Origin of the sequence: Cytobacillus luteolus, from assembly GCF_017873715.1 — a bacterium.
Lineage (GTDB): Bacteria > Bacillota > Bacilli > Bacillales > Bacillaceae_L > Bacillus_BV > Bacillus_BV luteola.
Window position 1 is genome coordinate 92,596 of the sequence record NZ_JAGGKM010000008.1, and the last position, 18,840, is coordinate 111,435.

Below are 18,840 nucleotides of genomic sequence, written 5' to 3' on the forward strand. Positions count from 1 at the left end.
AATTGTCGTATATAAAATAAGATTTTGGGAGTGTTTCGCATGTCTGAAAATTATCAAGTAGGTAGCGTAGTTAAAGGAAAAGTAACAGGAATTCAACCGTACGGAGCGTTTGTTGCATTAGACGAATCAACACAAGGTTTAATTCATATCTCTGAAGTAACTCATGGTTTCGTGAAGGATATAAATGAGCATTTAAAAGTTGGAGACGAAGTAAATGTGAAAGTTCTTTCTATCGATGAGAAGGCTGGTAAGATTGGCCTTTCAATCCGTGCAACTGAAGAAGCACCAGAAAAGCCAGTTGTTACAAAACAAGCAAAACCAAAGAAACGTCAAGCTTCAGTAAAGATTGACCCATCATTAACAGAAGCTCCACAAGGATTTAATACGTTAAAAGAAAAGTTAGAAGATTGGATTGAACAATCTAATCGTGAAGATTTAATTAAAAAATAAGCATTAAAAAAGGCTATGACATTACGTCATAGCCTTTTATTTGATTTTTAGCGAGTTGGGTTTGGTTCAGTTGCTCTTTCACGAACTAAATCTGGTTTAAATAATAAACCAAGGTTAATTAGTCCTGCAATACCCACAAGTCCATAAACTATACGGGAAAGAGCTGTTGCTTCTCCGAAAATAGCTGCTACTAGATTAAAATTAAAGAACCCAATTAGACCCCAGTTTATTGCACCAACAATGGTTAAAAGCAATGCGATACGTTGTAATGTACTCATGTTTTTTCCTCCTTATTGAGTTATTCCTTTATATTTTGTTAAAAAGTAGAGCGATTTATGCATCGCACAGTAATCTGTGAAAATAATAAGAGAGTTATTTCTTTACTTTCATAAATCAATTCGTTCATAATCAACAATAAGGAGGCGATACAGTATGCAAAATTTTACATATCATAACCCTACAAAATTAATTTTCGGTAAGGGACAAGTTGAAGAATTAAAAAATGAGGTACCAAAGTACGGCAAGAAAGTACTAATGGTTTATGGTGGAGGAAGCATTAAACGAAATGGCCTCTACGATCAAGTTAAAGGTTTATTAAAAGAAATTGGTGCTCAAGTTTTTGAATTGGCAGGGGTAGAACCTAATCCTCGTCTAACAACAGCACGTAAAGGAATTGACATCTGTAAACAAGAAAATATTGAATTTATTCTTGCTGTCGGTGGAGGCAGCGTGATTGATTGTACAAAGGCAATTGCTGCTGGAGCGAAGTATGACGGTGATGTTTGGGACTTTATTTCTCGAAAAAATATTGCCAGCGATGCTCTCCCATTTGGAACCATTTTAACACTATCAGCAACTGGATCAGAAATGAATGCTGGTTCTGTTATCACAAACTGGGAAACACAAGAGAAATACGGATGGGGAAGTGCAGCTACTTTTCCAAGGTTTTCAATATTAGATCCAGTAAATACATTCTCAGTTCCACTTGACCAAACCATTTACGGCATTGTAGACATGATGTCTCATGTATTCGAACACTATTTTCATCATGTTGAAAATACACCATTACAGGATCGTATGTGTGAAGCTGTACTAAGAACCGTAATGGAAACAGCTCCAAAGCTTTTAGTGGATCTTGAGAATTATGAGTATCGCGAAACCATTATGCTGAACGGGACAATGGCGCTAAATGGAATGTTGAATATGGGGTATCGTGGTGACTGGGCAACTCATAATATAGAACATGCTGTTTCCGCTGTCTATGATATCCCACATGCCGGAGGATTAGCTATTCTATTTCCAAACTGGATGAAATACAACCTAGATATCAATGTGGGCCGATTCAAACAACTAGCAGAGCGAGTGTTTGATGTTAATCCAGAGGGTAAATCAGACAGAGAAATCGCATTAGAAGGTATTGAAAAACTTCGTGAATTCTGGAACAGCATCGGTGCACCATCAAAACTTGCTGACTACGAAATTGGTGACGATAAACTAGAACTCATCGCCGAAAAAACAATTGCCTTCGGAGAATTTGGTAACTTCAACAAATTAGGCAAAGAAGATGCCCTAGCTATCTTGAAAGCATCTCTATAGAATGATGATTAAATAATCAGGGTTTTTACTCTGATTATTTTTTTGTTGTTTTGTAAAGGTCTTTAAAGAATATATTTATTGAATAGTGTATTGGAGCGGAAAGCACTTGACTCCTGCGGGACGAAGAGGGAAGTGCGAGACCCCGCAGGCCAAGCCGGGAGGCTCGCATCCCTCCCCGCGGAAAGCAAGTGCCTGCAGCGGAAAGGAACGGTCGAGGTATAGGTTGAATCCAATAATCTTATTGATTAAAAATATTGTCAAAGTTTGTTCTAAATTGGACACGCTTACATAGAAGAGTGTTTCTTGATTTAACTTTCGTGATTCGATAAAGTGTAATAAGTGAATTAAAAATCAAAAACATGGAGGACAAAAACTATGACACATGTTCGTTTTGATTATTCAAAGGCACTATCCTTTATTAGTGAACATGAACTTACATACTTGCAAGATGCTGTAAAAGTTGCTCATCATTCAATTCATGAAAAAACAGGTGCAGGTAATGACTTTTTAGGATGGGTTGAACTTCCTACAGAATACGATAAAGAAGAATTCTCTAGAATTCAGAAGTGTGCTGAACAAATTAAATCAGATTCTGACATTCTTCTAGTAGTAGGAATTGGAGGCTCTTATCTAGGGGCAAGAGCAGCTATTGAGGTACTGAGTCATTCATTTGCAAGCTCCCTTTCCAAAGAACAACGCCAATCGCCACAGGTTATATTTGTAGGTAATAATATCAGCTCAACTTATATGAAAGATTTAACTGATCTTTTAGAAGGTAAGGATTTTTCGATTAATGTTATTTCAAAATCTGGAACAACAACAGAACCTGCACTGGCTTTCCGTATTTTCCGTAAACTATTAGAAGAAAAATACGGTAAAGAAGAGTCACGTAAACGAATTTATGCAACAACTGATAAAGAGCGTGGTGCACTTAAAACACTCGCTACTGAAGAAGGATATGAATCGTTTATTATTCCAGATGATGTAGGAGGAAGATATTCTGTTTTAACCGCGGTAGGTCTGTTACCGATTGCTGTAAGTGGAGCAGATATCGAAGCAATGATGAAAGGTGCGGCCCAGGCAAGTGAAGATTTTTCAGCATCAGAGTTAAAAGATAATCCGGCATATCAATACGCTGCTGTTAGAAACGCACTTTATAATAAAGGTAAAACCATCGAAATTTTAGTCAACTATGAGCCTGGCCTACAATACTTTTCAGAATGGTGGAAACAGTTATTCGGAGAAAGTGAAGGGAAAGACCAAAAGGGAATTTATCCTTCTTCAGCAAACTTCTCTACAGACTTACATTCTCTAGGTCAGTATATTCAGGAAGGACGTCGTGATTTATTTGAAACGGTATTAAATGTAGAGAAATCACGACATGAAATGACTATAGAGAAAGAAGAGAATGACCTTGATGGGCTAAATTATTTAGCTGGAGAAACGGTTGACTTTGTTAATAAGAGAGCATTTGAAGGAACAATGCTTGCTCATACAGATGGTGGAGTTCCAAACTTAATTGTGAACATTCCAGAATTAGACGCATATACTTTTGGTTACCTTGTCTACTTCTTTGAAAAGGCTTGTGCAATGAGCGGATATTTATTAGGTGTAAATCCTTTTGACCAACCTGGTGTAGAAGAATACAAAGTAAACATGTTTGCATTATTAGGAAAACCAGGATTTGAAAAGAAGAAAGCAGAACTAGAAAAAAGGTTAAAATAAATTTTTTTAAAAGAGCTATTTCCTCGTGAAATAACTCTTTTTTCTTTTAGTAATATTTCGTTAGTTGGATAACCTAAAGGGTAGAATTCTTAAAAAGGGGTTGTTCATATGATTCCAGTTCCTTCAACACTCGAAGGGAAAACATATCAATTATATAAACTAGAAAAGGAACTTAAGCCATTAGGTTATACAATTGGAGACGGATGGGAATATGACCACGGTTACTTCGACTATAAAATAGATGATGAGGTAGGGTATCAGTTTTTAAGGGTGCCTTTTGAAGCGGTAGATGGGCAGCTTGACTCACAGGGGACAACGGTACAACTAGGAAGACCATTTCTACTTTCTCATAAATACCAAATAGGATTGGATGATCATGTAGAATCAGATATGGATTTTTTTTCAGCAGCTGTGGATCAATTTCAGGAGCCACAAGACCCAGATGCATCATTTCCTGAAAAGTATATTGATTTAGGGAAATCCCTGGTTAAAGAGTTGGAGACCATATTAGCAGATGATTAAAGGGATCCTTAAACTGGATCCCTTAGTCTTTAATAACTAAAAGCTCATCATTTTCTTCCAACGTATAGGACAATGGTGGGTTGATGTATGAGTTTTCGCCTCTTTTGACACCCAAAAGGATAATGCGTTCTTTTAATAACGCTGAGCTCGTATATTGAAAAGTCATTCCCACATCGTTTTTGGATAGTTCGATATATTTAAGCTTACTACCTTTTAATTGGTCAAGCATCGTTACTAAGATATCTGACATTCCATGAGATACTACATCATTAACCATCAATAACCCGGAAATATGATTGGTTTCTATAATTTCATTTGCACCAGCTCTTTTGGCGTTATTTACCTGATGTCCAGCTAATATTTCAACAATACAATAGGCGTCTGGATTTAAGCCTTTTATAGCTATAAGGGTAAGTATGGTTAACATATCTGCTTGTTGTTCATCCTTGCTTTGATCTGCCGTGAGTATGACCATTTCAGCATGATTTATATCCGCCTTAAGGAGAGTCTCATCAACCGTTGGGTTTCCCTTTATAAAATGGATATCATATTTTGGATTAGGGTTTTCTTTAAGTGTTTCGTCAATCAACAAAATTTTTACAGAGCTATCTAATTTTATTAGCTGTTCAATAATGATGCGTACACGTTCATTCCAACCAACTATAATAATATGCTTGTCTCCGTAGTACTTCATTTTCCCGTCAAGAAATGAATTCTGGTTTGTGACAGCGGTAGCTGCTAATGTTACAAAATAAGTTGTAACGAAACCCGTCCCAAATAAGATTAGGACCATCCCTAAACTTCTACCAGCTATCGAAGAGGGCACATAATCTCCGAATCCTACTGTTGAGGTGGTTACCAGTGCCCACCAAATTCCATCGAATACAGTTGGGAAGTTTTCAGGTTCGATTAAGTGAATGATTGACCCAAAGAAAATGATAATTAGAAAGATAATTAAAAGTACACGCGAAATGATTGGCCATCGAAGAAATGTAATCAGTAGTTTGTTTGTTCGCATTTAAAAGTAAATCTCCCCTTCAGATGTGTATGTAGTAAGTATTGCCAAAGGGGGATGGGGATAAAAGCTATTCCGCCTCATTCTTTGGAATAAATGACAGGACTTCTTTAATAATCGTGTTAATTTTTTTTGTTGTTTCTTCCTCACCATAAGCAGATTTGGCTTTCTCAATAGCATCAATCACTTCTGGTTCAAATTCAATCAAAGGTTTATCTTCCTCAGATTCATTATAGTATTCAATAAATACATCTAGTGCTTCATTCATTCTGTCTATGGATTCACTCAACTTCTGTTTTTCTTTTTCATTTAACTTCATAACTTAAACCTCACCATTCCAATCTATTATCAGTCCCAAAAGCCTTTTGTGAAATTAATAAAAATGTCAAAACTTAGATAAAAAAAGGAGGCTAGGAAAAATAGAATTACTAGAACTGTAATTAGCCAGCCAATCGTTGTTTTATTCATAAGTCCCCCTAAGAATAAAGAAGGTAACAGTTGTCTTAGTATTTGTAAGTAAATAAGGAATAAACATATAAATAGAAAAAGTAGCAGAGATTGTGTGAATTTATGAAAGTAAAGTCAGCTGGTTATTATTTTCATATAGTAAATACATCTTGTATTGAATTGTAAAGCGTGCTATGATTGGATTAATTATTTTTGTTCGGATAAGACTTAACAGAAGGATTTGCTTCGTTAGTTGTTTTCATCTTGATAGGGTTAAACTTGAGCAGGAATAGTAATACAAAAGTGGAAATTTTCCACAACAGGAGGAAACACACATGTTACAAGGTAAAGTTAAATGGTTTAATTCAGAAAAAGGTTTCGGATTCATTGAAGTAGAAGGACAAGATGATGTATTCGTACACTTCTCAGCTATTCAAGGTGATGGCTTCAAATCTTTAGAAGAAGGTCAAACAGTTACTTTTGAAGTAGAACAAGGTGCTCGTGGACCACAAGCAGCTAACGTTTCAAAGTAATATGAAATAGTAAAGGACTCCATAGAGGAGTCCTTTTTTGTATATAAATGATACTGATCTGATATGGAAAAGAAAATATTGCTCTTGGTAAACAAAGGTCGCCCTAATCTATACAACAAATTTCCTTCGAACAGCCTTCACATTGGATTTCTCTTCTTAAGTAGTTGATATTATGAATCGTTATACTGCTACCAGAGATAGAAATAACTCCATCTGATTTTAAACTAGAAAGAAAACGGTTGACAGATTCCCTTGTACTTCCGCAAAAGTTTGCTAAATCCTGGTTTGTTAATTGTAAATCAATTACAATCGAACCATTAGATTGTGGGATTCCATAAGTGTTTGACATTCTAATTAGTGTAGAATAGAGTGCACCCTTTTTGCCAAAAAGCATAAGGTCTCTAAACTTTGTGTGAGTTTTTTGAAAATGTGTGTTAAACCATATGATAAATTCCTTAGCTAAGGCTGAATTCGAACTAACAGCTTCCTCAATTGTTTCACGATTTAGAACGTATACTTCTACAGGAGTAACAGCTTCTGCAGTTAAAAAGTAATGTGGATTGTTTGTAAATAAAGTAAGCTCACCAATTAAATCACCTGTTTTACACATGCGTAAATTAAGTTGTTGCCCATCAATGCTTTGTTTACTTAAACGAACAATTCCAGACTTAATATAAAAAATTTCAGTAGATTTTTGCCCTTCATGAAAAATACAGCTGCCACGCTCAATTTTTCTGACCGTATCCGCTAAATCAAAAATCGTTTGCAAAGTTACTGTAGATGGCGAAAGTGTATATGCAGATGTCATTTGCTAATCCCTCCTCTATAATGTGAACAATTCGTTAACACTGCTGTTATAGTGTTTTTATAATAACAAGTGACAGAAAGAATGACTGTGATGGAAATCACACTAATAGGATTTTTTTCACGAAATGTTCACTTTTTGTATTCCAGAGTAACTTTTAATCGTAGCAGAACGACTAATAGTTAAGGATTTAATTGGAGGAGATATATTTGGTACAACAAACTTATAGGAATAAATGGGGAATTGTCACGCTCAGTATACTTAGTAGTATATTTATAACTGCAACTTATGGTTTATATGTAGTGGAAGGATTACAGTCTTTGGACTTTTTAAAGTTATTACTCATTATAGTTGGACTGCACCTACCCATAATAATTAGTTATTTTCTTAGATGGCGATATTTTCACATAATAAGTATAATAGGTTGGCTCATCATCTGGATAGGATATATCTATTACCTGATAGACCATAACGAAGGAATGAAGGACTTAGTTATCATCACATGGATCACTTTCTCATGGATTCTAACGCAGAGTATAGCACTAATTATACAAGTGTTTATAAGTATCAAAAAAAGAAGCAAAGAGTCTCTCTAAAAGGAAGGCTCTTTGCTTCTTAGTCTATATATCTTGCTTACATAGCTATTATTCTGCTTTAGCTGCTTGAATTTGTAATGATACTTTTACTTTATCTCCAACTAGCACTCCACCAGTTTCTAATGCTGCGTTCCAAGTTAAGCCAAAATCACTACGGTTTATTGTACCTTCTACACTAAATCCAGCTTTTTCATTGCCCCAAGGATCCTTACCAGAACCTTCAAATGTTACTAGAAAGTTTTGAGACTTTGTAACACCATTAAGTGAAAGGTCTCCAGTTACGTCATACTCATTGTCACTTTTTCTTGAAATGTTTGTTGATGTGAAAGTCATTGAAGGTTTATTTTCAACATCAAAAAAGTCAGCTGAACGCAGGTGATTATCACGGTCAGCGTTACGAGTATCGATACTTGCAAGGTCAACACTGAAAGTGATATCAGCTGAAGTTAAATCAGTAGGATCAGCCACAATTGTAGCATCAAAAGAATTGAATGCACCTCTTACATTTGTGAACATCATATGTTTAATTGAAAATTCTACGCTACTGTGAGTTGGGTCAACTGCCCATTTTGTTTTTGTCATGTTTAATTCCTCCACCTTTTAGTTTTAATTAATTTATCTTAAATTAAAGATATTTGATTTCGAGATTATTATATGATTTTCAGGTTACCATTGTCAACAATAAAGATTAAAGATTTTATTAATATTGATAAAAGGGATGATGGAAATCTAGGATAATGTATTGACACGTTCTTTATATAGAACTACAATGATAAGAGTAAGAGAATTGTTCTATTTGGAAAAATAGTTACAGAGTTTTTCCATATATTTTTTAGTTAAGTGTTCTTTATAAAGAGCAATTTATGTTAAGATAATACATATAGAAATAGGTGAAATGAATAAGTTTGGTAGAGTAGAAAAGGGACCTCTATTATAAGTTGGGAGATCAGATAAGCACCTGATTTAATAAATAGACGGAAAAATTCCGTTTAAATAGAAAATGCCATTGAAAATTGCTTAAATAGACGGAGAGATTCCGCCTATTGACCTAAATAAACATAAAAATATGGGATTTTCCTTGGCATAACCGGAAAACCTCCCCTTATTTAGCCTCAAAGGAGATCCATTCTGTATTTAACCGGAAAATCTCCGCTTATTTTACTATACTTAATTAAGGACTAAGGATCTTATTAGTAAGTATTTCAAATTCAATGAAGTAAAGTTTTGCACTCCAAAAGAAAACCCGTTATATATTATAATAGGGCTCGTTTTTACTTTTCTAGTAGAAAGGAAATATTTTTACTTTTATTGAATAATATTGATAATTATTATCAATAATATAAAAAAAGAGACAGCCGCGGCTACGGCTGAATCTTCTTCAAAAACTTATAGGTCTGCAGGTTCAAACGTTTTGCAATCTGTTTCTCCACTTGATGAAGCATTCTTTTCCTTATGGTTCACCACATAAATCTGAGAAGCACCGCATTTATTCTCATTAGTAATGTTGTGAACACAGCTGCTTACTTCGCATAATACATCTTGTGCCATTAAGAACACCTCCTTCAAATTTAGGATAAACAAAATCGGTTTATCCTATACTTGATGAAGGGGTTTTAATTATTACTATGCAATATGTAGGGGACTTACGCTACCAGACAAGGTTACGACCTCTTTATAAAAGGACGAAGTAGTAAAGGCATAAGTTGACCATTAACAATGATTACTCCTGCAATTATAATAATGCCCCCAACCACACTTTTAATAAAAATTTCTTCTTGTAAAATAGCTACTGCTGCAATCAGGGTAGTAATAGGTTCAAGGTATAAGAACATCGATACTTTTGAAGCTTCTAATACTTCAAGTGCCTTTCCCCAATACCAATAGGCAATTCCTGAAACAAAAACACCTAAAAATAATAAATGAGCCCATTCTGAAGTAGATAATAAGTTGAGTGAAGACCATCCCTTATTTCTAATAATAAACGGTGTTGTTAGAATAAAGCCGATCAGACTCATATAGAAAGTTACAACAAGGGCAGGGTAAGGGATTGCTAATTTCTTCAGAAGAATAGAATAGATGGCCCAGTTTAACGTACTCAATATCATCAGTAGGAAACCCACATTTATCGCAAAATGAAGGGATTGTCCACTTCTTGCTGTTGTTATAAGAATAACTCCAGTAATAGCCAAAATCATACCACTGGCTTTAGGGATACTCATTTTTTCATGTAAAAAGAGCATCGAGAGTAGTACGGTAAAAATGGGAGAGAAGGAAATGAGCCAACCTGCAGATGAAGCATCAATCGTTAATAAGGCAGTAGCTTGAATGACTTGATGTACAAAAACCCCAAGGATACCTAAAATCACTAAATGTGGAACATATTTAAAAGGGATGTATAGTCGATGCCGTTTTATAAGTAAGAGTATGAATAAAAAAATAGCTCCGATCCCAAATCGAAGAACTAGTAAAGTAAAGGGGTCAAGCTTGCCTAATACTGCCTTTGTGGAAACAAAAGAAACTCCCCAAAAGCTAATCGACATTGTTGCATACAGTGAAGCACCAAGCTTTGATTTAAGTTGACTCATATATAGACTTCCTTTCAGACAAAGGTTCTCTACAATCATATGCTTGTCTTTATGGAAGATGTGTTTAAAAAAGAAAAAAGAACCCTTATGATAAGGGTTCTTTTTGATGGAGCATAGCGGGATCGAACCGCTGACCTCTACGCTGCCAGCGTAGCGCTCTCCCAGCTGAGCTAATGCCCCAATATACTAACTAGAAACATAATATCATTTTAATATTATAAAAAACAATCTATTTTTTAGTGATTAGGCACAAAAAAGCAGGAAACATTATAGTTCCCTGCCACGTGCTTATTTAATACCAATATTTTCTTTTGTTATATTTATCGTATAGTTCTTCTTCAAACTCTCTATTAATAAATTTGCTCTTTTCATATTCCGGTCCACTTTTAATTGTATCAACTGATAAGTCTACATGGACCTTACGATCTGCCCATCTTACGTCTTTTATCCAATCTGGTGAAACGAGGACTTTTTTACCTGGCCACCAATTTTTCGTGTCCACAACCATATATCGGAGCGCCCATGTTATAGGACAAATGATGAAATCTTCCACATGCCCAATATTTCCGTCTACAGCATGGATGTGATAGCCAGTCACTTCCTTCATACTTCGCAGATTTGGTTCATCTGCTTTTTCAATATCATCATGATTAAAGTTTACTTTCTTGTTTTCTAAACTAACTGCCAACTGTCCAGGAACTAAGTATTGTCCTCCAACTTCTGTTCCAGCAATGCTTCGATATGGAGGGTAACCGTAATAGCTTCCAACCTCTATTTCCTTTTGTTTTGATACTGGTTTATCGGTATCGATATCAGGACTATTTTTTATCTTCTCTTTTGTTAATGCTAATTCTACTTTATTCTCTGGAACGTTAACATTTTGAATTGACATCGGTGATACAAGAACCTTTCGTCCAGGTAACCATTTCATTGTATCAACAACTAAATAACGGGTTGTCCATTTCTCATCATCGAAAAACAAGTCGTGAACGGTTCCAATTGATCCATCTGTTGCATGTATATCAAACTTTTTCAACTGATTGCCTTCGTGTAGCAAGAAATTTCCTCCTTTATTTATTTAGTTATAGTTCAAATTAGCTGTTAATGTTCAGGCATTTTTTGTTATCGACTGTGATACATCGCTGACCTTTTCCTTTGTACGATCTGCGATTTTATATACTTGATCTTGTATTGTACTCATTTGATTTTTAAAGTCTTTACGATTCCTTTTACCTGACTTTGGTGAAACAAATAGTGCTGTTGTTGCACCAATGATTACACCTAATAATGATCCTACTACGACACTTTTTTTGTTTGTATTATTTCCACTCATATTTAACACTCCTTTATCCTTATTACTCGTTTCCTTTCCTTTTCATTCAAAAGTTTGATGTTTTTCAATTTTTCCGTCCTGCCTGTGAATGATTAGTCTTGTATGTTCTTCACTCGCCATTTGTTGTGCCTTCTTAAGCGCTTCTTTTTTTGTATTAAAAATACCACTCGCTCTTTGAGTTTTTTCCTTTTTAATCGCCCAGCCGTCAGAATGTGGTACAACATGGCGGATTGGGTTATCATCTCCATAGGTTTTCTTTGCTCTTGCTACCGCAATTGGAATGGCTCTTCCTGCTTCAAACCCTTCATCTAGTAGTCCATTGGCAATGCCGATTGCTTCTTCTCGAACCACTTCATCTAAATTTTTCATAGAATCAGGATAGTCCTTTATGTTCCAAGACATATACTCATCCTCTCTTTTAGATTTAATGACTAAGCTATCTATGTGTGTACTATCTATTTACCCTCTTGATTTGTAATAAAACATAAATAAAGAAACTAGCTGGTATTAGTTCAGGGAAAAGAAAAAACAAATAGTAACATCATAAAAATAGACTTGGTAAAAAAATGATATAATTTCACAACATAATCCTAAGAGACATGTGACACACTAGACCTAGTTTAAGATGTTAAGAAACGAGGTCTTTAGCATGAATAAAGAAATGAGTTATGGTAGTGACTATAAGTTTATACCTGCCACTTCAGTTGCAAGCGGTTTAGGTAAAGTGGTTGCACGAGATGTATTTTGTCAAACCATTCAAGTAGTTAATCTTTGCTTAGTTGGAAATACCGAAACGCAGGATTTTGTACTAGTTGATGCCGGAATGCCTGGTTCAGCTGACGAAATAATAGCTCTAACTGAAGAACGCTTTGGCCCACATAGTCGTCCTAGAGCAATCTTATTAACTCACGGTCATTTTGACCATGTTGGTGCGATTATTGAACTAATCAATCATTGGGAAGTGCCAGTCTATGCTCATGAATTAGAAATCCCATTTCTGACTGTAAAGCAAAGCTATCCTGAGCCAGATCCAACCGTTGAAGGTGGCATGTTAGCAAAATTGTCGCCCATGTATCCGAATGAGCCAATCGATTTAGGCAATCATGTAAAACCTTTACCATCTGATGGGACTATTCCTGAAATGCCTGAGTGGCGCTGGATACATACACCAGGACATACTCCAGGCCATGTATCATTTTTTAGGGAAGAAGACCGAGTATTAATTGCAGGAGATGCATTTGTAACAGTTAAGCAAGAATCTCTATACAAGGTGTTCACACAGGAGTTTGAAATAAGTGGTCCCCCAAGGTATTTAACAACCGATTGGGAATCTTCTCTTACTTCTGTGAAAACATTAGAACAGTTAAAACCTGATGTAGCCGTAACAGGTCACGGCATACCAATTTCAGGAGAGAAACTAACAACAAGTCTTTCTATGCTAGTGAAGGATTTTGACAATATTGCTGTTCCTGATTATGGAAAGTATGTGGATACTAAGCGGGAACTCCATTAATAAGAAAAGGGAAGCAAAGTAGCAGCTTCCCGTTCGTTTGTTAATTAGGAAACAGTAAGGAAATTATTTTATCGTAAAAAAAATCGCACCAAGAGAGGTGCGATACATGGTTATACTGTTTTAGCTGTTTGTGAAATCCATTCACTTGCTTGTTCACGAAGCTTAAACTTCTGAATTTTACCAGAAGCCGTCATTGGGTAGTCATCAACAAATATAAAGTATTCAGGTATTTTGTAATAGGCTAGTTTACCTGTACAGAAGCTTCGTATATCCTCGGAAGTAATCGAATGTCCTTCTTTGACCTTAATACATGCAGCAACTTTTTCACCGTACTTTTCATCAGGTACCCCGACGACTTGAACATCAAGAACACTATCATGCTGATAAAGGAATTCTTCAATCTCCCTAGGATAGACATTCTCGCCACCTCTTATAATCATATCTTTTAAACGGCCTGTAATTCTTACATAACCATCCTCATCCATTGTTGCTAAATCTCCAGTGTGTAGCCATCCTTTTGTATCAATCGCTTCATATGTAGCATCTGGCATTTTGTAGTAGCCTTTCATTACTAGATATCCTCGCGTGCAAAGCTCACCTTGGTGTCCACGTGGTACCTCTGATCCTGTAACAGGGTCAACAATTTTCACTTCGACATGTGGATGTGCTTTACCAACTGAATTCACTCTCCGTTCGAGAGAATCAGTCGTTGTTGTTTGTGTGATAACTGGTGATGATTCAGTCTGTCCATATGCAATTGTTATATCAGTCATACCCATTTCGTTAATTAACTTTTTCATAACTTCAATTGGACAATTGGAACCGGCCATGATCCCTGTTCTTAGCGTGGATAAATTGTAGTTAGAAAACTTCTCATGATTTAACTCAGCTATGAACATAGTTGGTACACCATGTAACCCAGTGCATCTTTCTTTTTCAATCGTCTCTAACACAAGTTCAGGGTTAAATTCTATAATTGGAACCATAGTGGCTCCTACAGATACGCATGCAAGTGAGCCTAACACACACCCAAAACAATGAAAAAATGGAACGGGGATACACAATCTATCCTCTGCACTTAGTTTCATGGACCTTGCAACTAAATGACCATTATTTACGATATTATGGTGTGTTAACATAACACCTTTAGGGAACCCAGTAGTTCCAGAGGTATATTGCATGTTAATAACATCAGTAGGATCTAGTGATTGTTCGCGATGAAGTAAGACTGTATCACTTACATCGTCCCCTAGTGTAACTAAGTCCTTCCAATTCATCATTCCATCCGGGGACGGATTTTCTCCAATGTAGATTACATTCTTTAAGTAGGGTAGATGATCTAGGTGTAGTTTACCTGGCATGGAGTCAATAAGTTTATGGTGACAAATGGTGTTAATAATGTCTATGTAGGAAGTACCTTTAAACCCACTAATACTAAAAAGTGTGGTTGTATCTGATTGTTTAAGTAAATATTCTAGTTCGCTTGATTGATAACTTGTATTTATAGTCACTAAAACAGCACCGATTCTTGCAGATGCATATTGAAGAAGTAGCCACTCAGGAACATTAGTTGCCCATATAGCAATATGTTCCCCTTTTTGTATTCCAAGTTTCATAAGGCCCTTTGCAATCTTTGAAGTTTCTTCGTAAAATTCAGCATATGTATAGCGGATATTTTCATTTGAATAGACGATGGCTTCTTTTTTGCCATATTTATTTACTGCATCCTTTAGTAGTTGTCCGATTGTAACATCCTTTAAAATATCCATATGTTCCTCCTCGATTGTTTTGTAATGGGTACTAACGTTTCTAGTATACTATTATTCAGTGAATATTTAAAATTTTTAGATTAATAGAATCTGAAGATATGTTTTTAAAAATTTCTAGTCATTTCTAGAGATTATCGAGTATAGTATATTTAATTTCTATATAAAAGGTGAAGTTATGAATAAAATTAGTGCACCATATATTGCTTTACTTATTGGGGTAGTGGCGGTCTCAACTTCTGCTATTTTTGTGAAATTGGCTAATGCCCCAGCCCCTGTCATCGCATTTTATCGTTTGTTTTTTTCAGTTTTACTAATGTCACCTCTATTCCTACTAAAGTATAGGCATGAAATTAAAATAATATCTAAAAGAGATTGGCTAATGTCGGCGGTTGCAGGTGTCTTTTTGGCCTTTCACTTTATCTTATGGTTTGAATCACTAAACTATACTTCTGTTGCGAGTTCAACGGTTTTGGTAACCTTACAACCAATTTTCGCATTTATAGGAACCTATCTATTTTTTAAAGAGAAGGCCGGTTATAAAGCTTTATTAAGTGGAGGAATTGCCATAATAGGCAGCTTTATTATTAGCTGGGGAGACTTTAAAATAAGTGGAATGGCCTTGTTCGGGGATCTATTAGCTTTAGTTTCTTGTGCTATGGTTACAGCCTACTTGTTATTCGGTCAAACTGTCAGAAAAAGACTCTCATTAATTACGTATACATTCATTGTTTATGGAATAAGTACTTTAACCCTTTTTCTCTATGTAGTGCTTTTACAATATCCTATTATTCCTTTAGATAATGGTGATTGGATCTATTTTCTTTTATTAGCCGTTGTACCAACATTATTAGGCCATTCACTATTTAATTGGTCCCTTAAGTGGCTGAGTACTTCCGTTATATCTATGAGTATTCTTTTTGAACCAATTGGAGCAGGAGTGTTAGCCTATTATATCCTTGGAGAGAATGTTGTATGGACACAGGTAGTAGGGGGAGTCATTATCATTCTAGGAATTTCTTTGTACGCAGTTAGTGAAAAGAAGAAACCGAGAGTTAAGGAAGCTAAATCATTGAACGCTAGTTAAAAATTTTTTGAATAAGTTAGGAATTAATAGAAAATACTACACTCCGAGAATATAAAAATGGAGTGATCAAATTGAAAAGATTAGCGATATGTCTCTCTTTATTGTGTGTTTTTAACTTATTTAACCAACCGACTGAAATCATTCATGCCCAAAAGCCAGAGCACAAAACAGATATTAAGCTTACTGCTGACCAGCAAGAGGAGTTAGAAAATCTATATAACGAAATGTTTGAAACAAAAAAACAGCTTATTAACAAGTATGCCGAGTACGATGTTATTACACAAAATAAGGCTGAAGAAAAATTAGCTCGATTAGATAAATTTCAAGAAAAACTTAAAGAGCATGGGTATGTTCCACACTGGCCACACCATGGAAAAAAATATAATTGTGATAAGAGTGAATAAGTCAATTAGTGCTACAACATGTTTGTAGCACTTTTTTGATGGTTACCTTTAAGGTAATATCGGAATTGGGTGAGGGGTAATGTAACTCTTTTCTATCTTTTTACTAAGCAAAAACATGAAACAACTTACCTTCTGCATATTGATAAGTAAGGGGGTGATTAGTTGGAGACATTTGGGAGAGGATGCTTGTACTGTATTTTTGGGGTGATCGTCCTATTGTTCTTTGCGTTTATAACACAAAGTACGATTCATATTCCTTGGTTTATTTTCATTCCTCTAGTTTTTCTTGCCTTTTGGGCAGCAAGTAAAAACAATAAAGACCACTAGTTCACTCTTCGGATGAAATTCCATACCAATTATGTGGGGGATTTATTTTTAGAATGAAAGTTTAGACCCCCGTTTACAACATGTAGGACAAGTTCAGCTTGCGTTTTAAAAAAGGACAACCCACATATTTCCAGTAAGCCTCTCGAATCCTATTATAACTATGGTATTACAAATAGGGCTTGTTGGAGGGGAAAATGTGACTAGGCTATGTGTGAATGATATAGATTACAATCATTTATATGAGCTTTTCTATGAGAAGTTGTTTAAAATAGCTTACTATATTACAAAAGACTTATATCTATCGGAAGATATAATTCAAGAAGCATTTCTTAAGGCATACCAAAAAATGAACACAATTAAAGATGTAAGCAAGATTGGTTCATGGTTATCGACGGTTACAAAGAGAAAAGCAATTGATTTAGTTAGAAAAGAAAGTAGAAGTCAGAATATACCGTTTGAGGATACTATATTAGAAGTTATATCTAGGGACTACGTACCCTCTATAGATAGTGAGCTGGATATTTTATTCTTTGTGGACGAAATTCGGGAAAAAATAAATCACTTAAAGCCTGAACAACGCGAGGTAATATTGTTAAAGGTAAACAAAGGGTTAAAAGATGATGAAATTGCAGATATATTAAATCTCAAAAAAGCCACTGTAAAGACCAGAATCTTTAGGGCTAGAGAAAACTTAAGAGAACTCCTCTTAAATAAATCGATAAAACATCCAGCTTGATTTCTAACTGAAAAACAGATAAGCGAGGAACTTCTAAGAGAAGCTAGATATATGTTGAAAGACCAATTTAAAATTAAGAATTGGTCTTTCTTAATAATTTTTTCTATGAGAAATATAAGGAATGGGTTGTAAAACCAAATATACAAGCGGATACTAGACTGAATAGAAAGGTAGTTGCACGAACCTTTCCTTCCTCATTACAAATTCGTATGCCTTCCATATATGAATAGACAAATAAAAATATACACATTGCAAGCGATAAAAACATAGCAAATGCCTTTATAAATTCCATCTCAATCTCCCTTTCTATCTAATCTCTTAATCAACTATATGAATTGAATCTAGCAAATATGAGGGAATCTATTAAAAAAATCTATAGAGTGAATAACAAGTTTATAAATTTATAAAATAGCATGAACACTTCTTGTAGGACATAGAATGTTTGTACAACATAAGAGGTGATAAGTGTGAAAATAAGAAAACTTTTTAAAACAAAAACTTCCGTAGGTAGTGAAGAGGTCTCTAAAAAGTATGGTGGTTTAATAAAACAGCTTGACCTAGATAGTTTTTGGTCTTCACTAACTGAAGATGAAAGATCATTTATAAGAAGAAGTTGTAAGCATTCATTTGGAATTACTTTTCCATTGTCTGAAGTCGATGCTCCAGAAAGTCAATTAAAAACAAGAAGAGATACGAGTTCCTTTTTAATAGGATGTGCTGCTTGGGCTATTGAAGGAAATAAATATGGACTTGCTGAGAAACTACTCCTTACTTCTATTGACCATGCTCAAGATATTACATCAGTACACTCTGCTTACCACTGGCTAATTAAAATGCATGATCACCTAAGAGTGTCTAATATACAATCAACGAAAGACTGTATTGTCTTTTGTAAGTCTGATATTGAAATCCTTCCACTTTTACAGAAAGAACTATATTCGAAGGGAAGAAGTGTACAAAGAGTTATATCAATTAATGTTCTACTTTCTATATATAAAGAACTTGGTTTAAAAGAAGAGTTTAACGAGTTGTATGAACTTGGATCCTATTATGATGCTTTATAGAAGAATTATTATTCTTCATATAATAATGAAACAGAGAGTTACTCTTAATGGGCTTAAGTAAATCTCTTTTTCATTTTTTTTATTTAAGGGGTTGAAATCATTTTTTATCCGTGATATATTAGATTTCGTCGCCAAAGAGGAAAACAAATTGGTCGCACAAGCAAAAAACATTTCTTGAAAAGTTGTTGACATGAAAGATTGGAAATGTTATATTGATAAAGTCGCTTCAGAGCGATTGAACAAAAAAGTTCTTTGAAAACTGAACACAACACAAGCGTCAATGTTTGTTTTAAAAATTGTTTTAGCATGAGCTAATCAACTCTATTGGAGAGTTTG

23 protein-coding genes and 1 tRNA gene are annotated in these 18,840 nt (G+C 35.0%); 11 read left to right on the forward strand and 13 right to left on the reverse strand.

Translation table 11 applies throughout. The features are described 5' to 3' along the window. The first annotated feature begins 39 nt into the window (after nucleotides 1-39). Nucleotides 40-450: a S1 domain-containing post-transcriptional regulator GSP13 gene (gene yugI, locus J2Z26_RS19675; protein WP_193534948.1), complete on the forward strand. Its 411-nt coding sequence runs from the start codon at nucleotides 40-42 to the stop codon at nucleotides 448-450. A 47-nt stretch (nucleotides 451-497) separates the two neighbouring features. Here the strand turns inward: yugI and J2Z26_RS19680 are convergent, their stop codons facing one another. Then, complete coding sequence (locus tag J2Z26_RS19680; RefSeq protein WP_193470223.1) at nucleotides 498-728, reverse strand: DUF378 domain-containing protein; 231 nt, start codon at nucleotides 726-728, stop codon at nucleotides 498-500. Between the two features lie 154 nt (nucleotides 729-882). On the opposite strand from J2Z26_RS19680, the gene J2Z26_RS19685 reads away from it, so the two are divergent. From J2Z26_RS19685 to J2Z26_RS19695, 3 genes are all read left to right on the forward strand, one after another. Further along, on the forward strand, nucleotides 883-2,046 hold the full coding sequence (locus J2Z26_RS19685; protein ID WP_193534949.1) for an iron-containing alcohol dehydrogenase: 1,164 nt from the start codon (nucleotides 883-885) through the stop codon (nucleotides 2,044-2,046). 375 nt (nucleotides 2,047-2,421) lie between these two features. Continuing rightward, nucleotides 2,422-3,771, forward strand: coding sequence for a glucose-6-phosphate isomerase (locus tag J2Z26_RS19690; RefSeq protein WP_193534950.1), 1,350 nt, complete (start codon nucleotides 2,422-2,424; stop codon nucleotides 3,769-3,771). Between the two features lie 108 nt (nucleotides 3,772-3,879). Further along, a complete protein-coding gene (locus J2Z26_RS19695) occupies nucleotides 3,880-4,293 on the forward strand; it encodes a YugN-like family protein (RefSeq protein WP_193534951.1) in 414 nt (137 codons plus the stop codon). A gap of 22 nt (nucleotides 4,294-4,315) precedes the next feature. Here J2Z26_RS19695 and J2Z26_RS19700 read toward each other — a convergent pair whose 3' ends face one another. Further along, nucleotides 4,316-5,311 carry a potassium channel family protein gene (locus tag J2Z26_RS19700; protein ID WP_193534952.1) on the reverse strand — a complete coding sequence of 332 codons (996 nt, stop codon included), beginning with the start codon at nucleotides 5,309-5,311 and terminating at the stop codon, nucleotides 4,316-4,318. 67 nt (nucleotides 5,312-5,378) lie between these two features. Continuing rightward, nucleotides 5,379-5,627: an atypical membrane-integrating protein (Mistic protein) gene (locus tag J2Z26_RS19705; RefSeq protein ID WP_193534953.1), complete on the reverse strand. Its 249-nt coding sequence runs from the start codon at nucleotides 5,625-5,627 to the stop codon at nucleotides 5,379-5,381. Nucleotides 5,628-6,090: 463 nt separating this feature from the next. Between J2Z26_RS19705 and J2Z26_RS19710 the strand changes: the two genes are divergently transcribed. After that, nucleotides 6,091-6,288, forward strand: a complete 198-nt coding sequence (locus J2Z26_RS19710; protein ID WP_193534954.1) for a cold-shock protein — start codon at nucleotides 6,091-6,093, stop codon at nucleotides 6,286-6,288. Between the two features lie 103 nt (nucleotides 6,289-6,391). Here the strand turns inward: J2Z26_RS19710 and J2Z26_RS19715 are convergent, their stop codons facing one another. The 8 genes from J2Z26_RS19715 to J2Z26_RS19750 all read right to left on the reverse strand — a co-directional run bounded on the left by J2Z26_RS19715 (nucleotide 6,392) and on the right by J2Z26_RS19750 (nucleotide 12,009). Then, nucleotides 6,392-7,096: a Crp/Fnr family transcriptional regulator gene (locus tag J2Z26_RS19715; RefSeq protein ID WP_193534955.1), complete on the reverse strand. Its 705-nt coding sequence runs from the start codon at nucleotides 7,094-7,096 to the stop codon at nucleotides 6,392-6,394. Nucleotides 7,097-7,737: 641 nt separating this feature from the next. Continuing rightward, nucleotides 7,738-8,271, reverse strand: coding sequence for a YceI family protein (locus tag J2Z26_RS19720; RefSeq protein ID WP_193534956.1), 534 nt, complete (start codon nucleotides 8,269-8,271; stop codon nucleotides 7,738-7,740). 804 nt (nucleotides 8,272-9,075) lie between these two features. Beyond that, nucleotides 9,076-9,237: a DUF1540 domain-containing protein gene (locus tag J2Z26_RS19725; protein WP_193470210.1), complete on the reverse strand. Its 162-nt coding sequence runs from the start codon at nucleotides 9,235-9,237 to the stop codon at nucleotides 9,076-9,078. A 113-nt stretch (nucleotides 9,238-9,350) separates the two neighbouring features. Continuing rightward, complete coding sequence (locus J2Z26_RS19730) at nucleotides 9,351-10,274, reverse strand: DMT family transporter (protein ID WP_193534957.1); 924 nt, start codon at nucleotides 10,272-10,274, stop codon at nucleotides 9,351-9,353. A gap of 107 nt (nucleotides 10,275-10,381) precedes the next feature. Beyond that, nucleotides 10,382-10,454 (reverse strand) — tRNA-Ala (locus J2Z26_RS19735). 112 nt (nucleotides 10,455-10,566) lie between these two features. Then, complete coding sequence (locus J2Z26_RS19740) at nucleotides 10,567-11,331, reverse strand: PRC-barrel domain-containing protein (RefSeq protein WP_193534958.1); 765 nt, start codon at nucleotides 11,329-11,331, stop codon at nucleotides 10,567-10,569. A gap of 51 nt (nucleotides 11,332-11,382) precedes the next feature. Continuing rightward, a complete protein-coding gene (locus J2Z26_RS19745) occupies nucleotides 11,383-11,607 on the reverse strand; it encodes a YtxH domain-containing protein (protein ID WP_193534959.1) in 225 nt (74 codons plus the stop codon). A 42-nt stretch (nucleotides 11,608-11,649) separates the two neighbouring features. Continuing rightward, entirely contained in the window at nucleotides 11,650-12,009 is a 360-nt protein-coding gene (locus J2Z26_RS19750) for a DUF2188 domain-containing protein (protein WP_193534960.1), read from the reverse strand. A 247-nt stretch (nucleotides 12,010-12,256) separates the two neighbouring features. Here J2Z26_RS19750 and J2Z26_RS19755 point away from each other — a divergent pair, with 247 nt between their 5' ends. Beyond that, the gene (locus J2Z26_RS19755) at nucleotides 12,257-13,120 is read left to right on the forward strand and encodes an MBL fold metallo-hydrolase (RefSeq protein ID WP_193534961.1); all 864 of its coding nucleotides are present in this window, start codon (nucleotides 12,257-12,259) and stop codon (nucleotides 13,118-13,120) included. A 110-nt stretch (nucleotides 13,121-13,230) separates the two neighbouring features. Here J2Z26_RS19755 and J2Z26_RS19760 read toward each other — a convergent pair whose 3' ends face one another. Then, nucleotides 13,231-14,889 carry an AMP-binding protein gene (locus J2Z26_RS19760; RefSeq protein ID WP_193534962.1) on the reverse strand — a complete coding sequence of 553 codons (1,659 nt, stop codon included), beginning with the start codon at nucleotides 14,887-14,889 and terminating at the stop codon, nucleotides 13,231-13,233. 175 nt (nucleotides 14,890-15,064) lie between these two features. On the opposite strand from J2Z26_RS19760, the gene J2Z26_RS19765 reads away from it, so the two are divergent. From J2Z26_RS19765 to J2Z26_RS19780, 4 genes are all read left to right on the forward strand, one after another. Beyond that, nucleotides 15,065-15,973, forward strand: a complete 909-nt coding sequence (locus J2Z26_RS19765; RefSeq protein ID WP_193534963.1) for a DMT family transporter — start codon at nucleotides 15,065-15,067, stop codon at nucleotides 15,971-15,973. A 71-nt stretch (nucleotides 15,974-16,044) separates the two neighbouring features. Next, nucleotides 16,045-16,377: a DUF2680 domain-containing protein gene (locus tag J2Z26_RS19770; RefSeq protein ID WP_193534964.1), complete on the forward strand. Its 333-nt coding sequence runs from the start codon at nucleotides 16,045-16,047 to the stop codon at nucleotides 16,375-16,377. A gap of 162 nt (nucleotides 16,378-16,539) precedes the next feature. Further along, nucleotides 16,540-16,704, forward strand: coding sequence for a hypothetical protein (locus J2Z26_RS19775; protein WP_193534965.1), 165 nt, complete (start codon nucleotides 16,540-16,542; stop codon nucleotides 16,702-16,704). A 196-nt stretch (nucleotides 16,705-16,900) separates the two neighbouring features. Beyond that, a complete protein-coding gene (locus tag J2Z26_RS19780; protein ID WP_193534966.1) occupies nucleotides 16,901-17,440 on the forward strand; it encodes an RNA polymerase sigma factor in 540 nt (179 codons plus the stop codon). 103 nt (nucleotides 17,441-17,543) lie between these two features. Here J2Z26_RS19780 and J2Z26_RS19785 read toward each other — a convergent pair whose 3' ends face one another. Next, the gene (locus tag J2Z26_RS19785) at nucleotides 17,544-17,732 is read right to left on the reverse strand and encodes a hypothetical protein (RefSeq protein ID WP_193470196.1); all 189 of its coding nucleotides are present in this window, start codon (nucleotides 17,730-17,732) and stop codon (nucleotides 17,544-17,546) included. A 175-nt stretch (nucleotides 17,733-17,907) separates the two neighbouring features. Here J2Z26_RS19785 and J2Z26_RS19790 point away from each other — a divergent pair, with 175 nt between their 5' ends. Next, a complete protein-coding gene (locus J2Z26_RS19790) occupies nucleotides 17,908-18,504 on the forward strand; it encodes a hypothetical protein (protein WP_193534967.1) in 597 nt (198 codons plus the stop codon). Nucleotides 18,505-18,840: the final 336 nt, after the last annotated feature.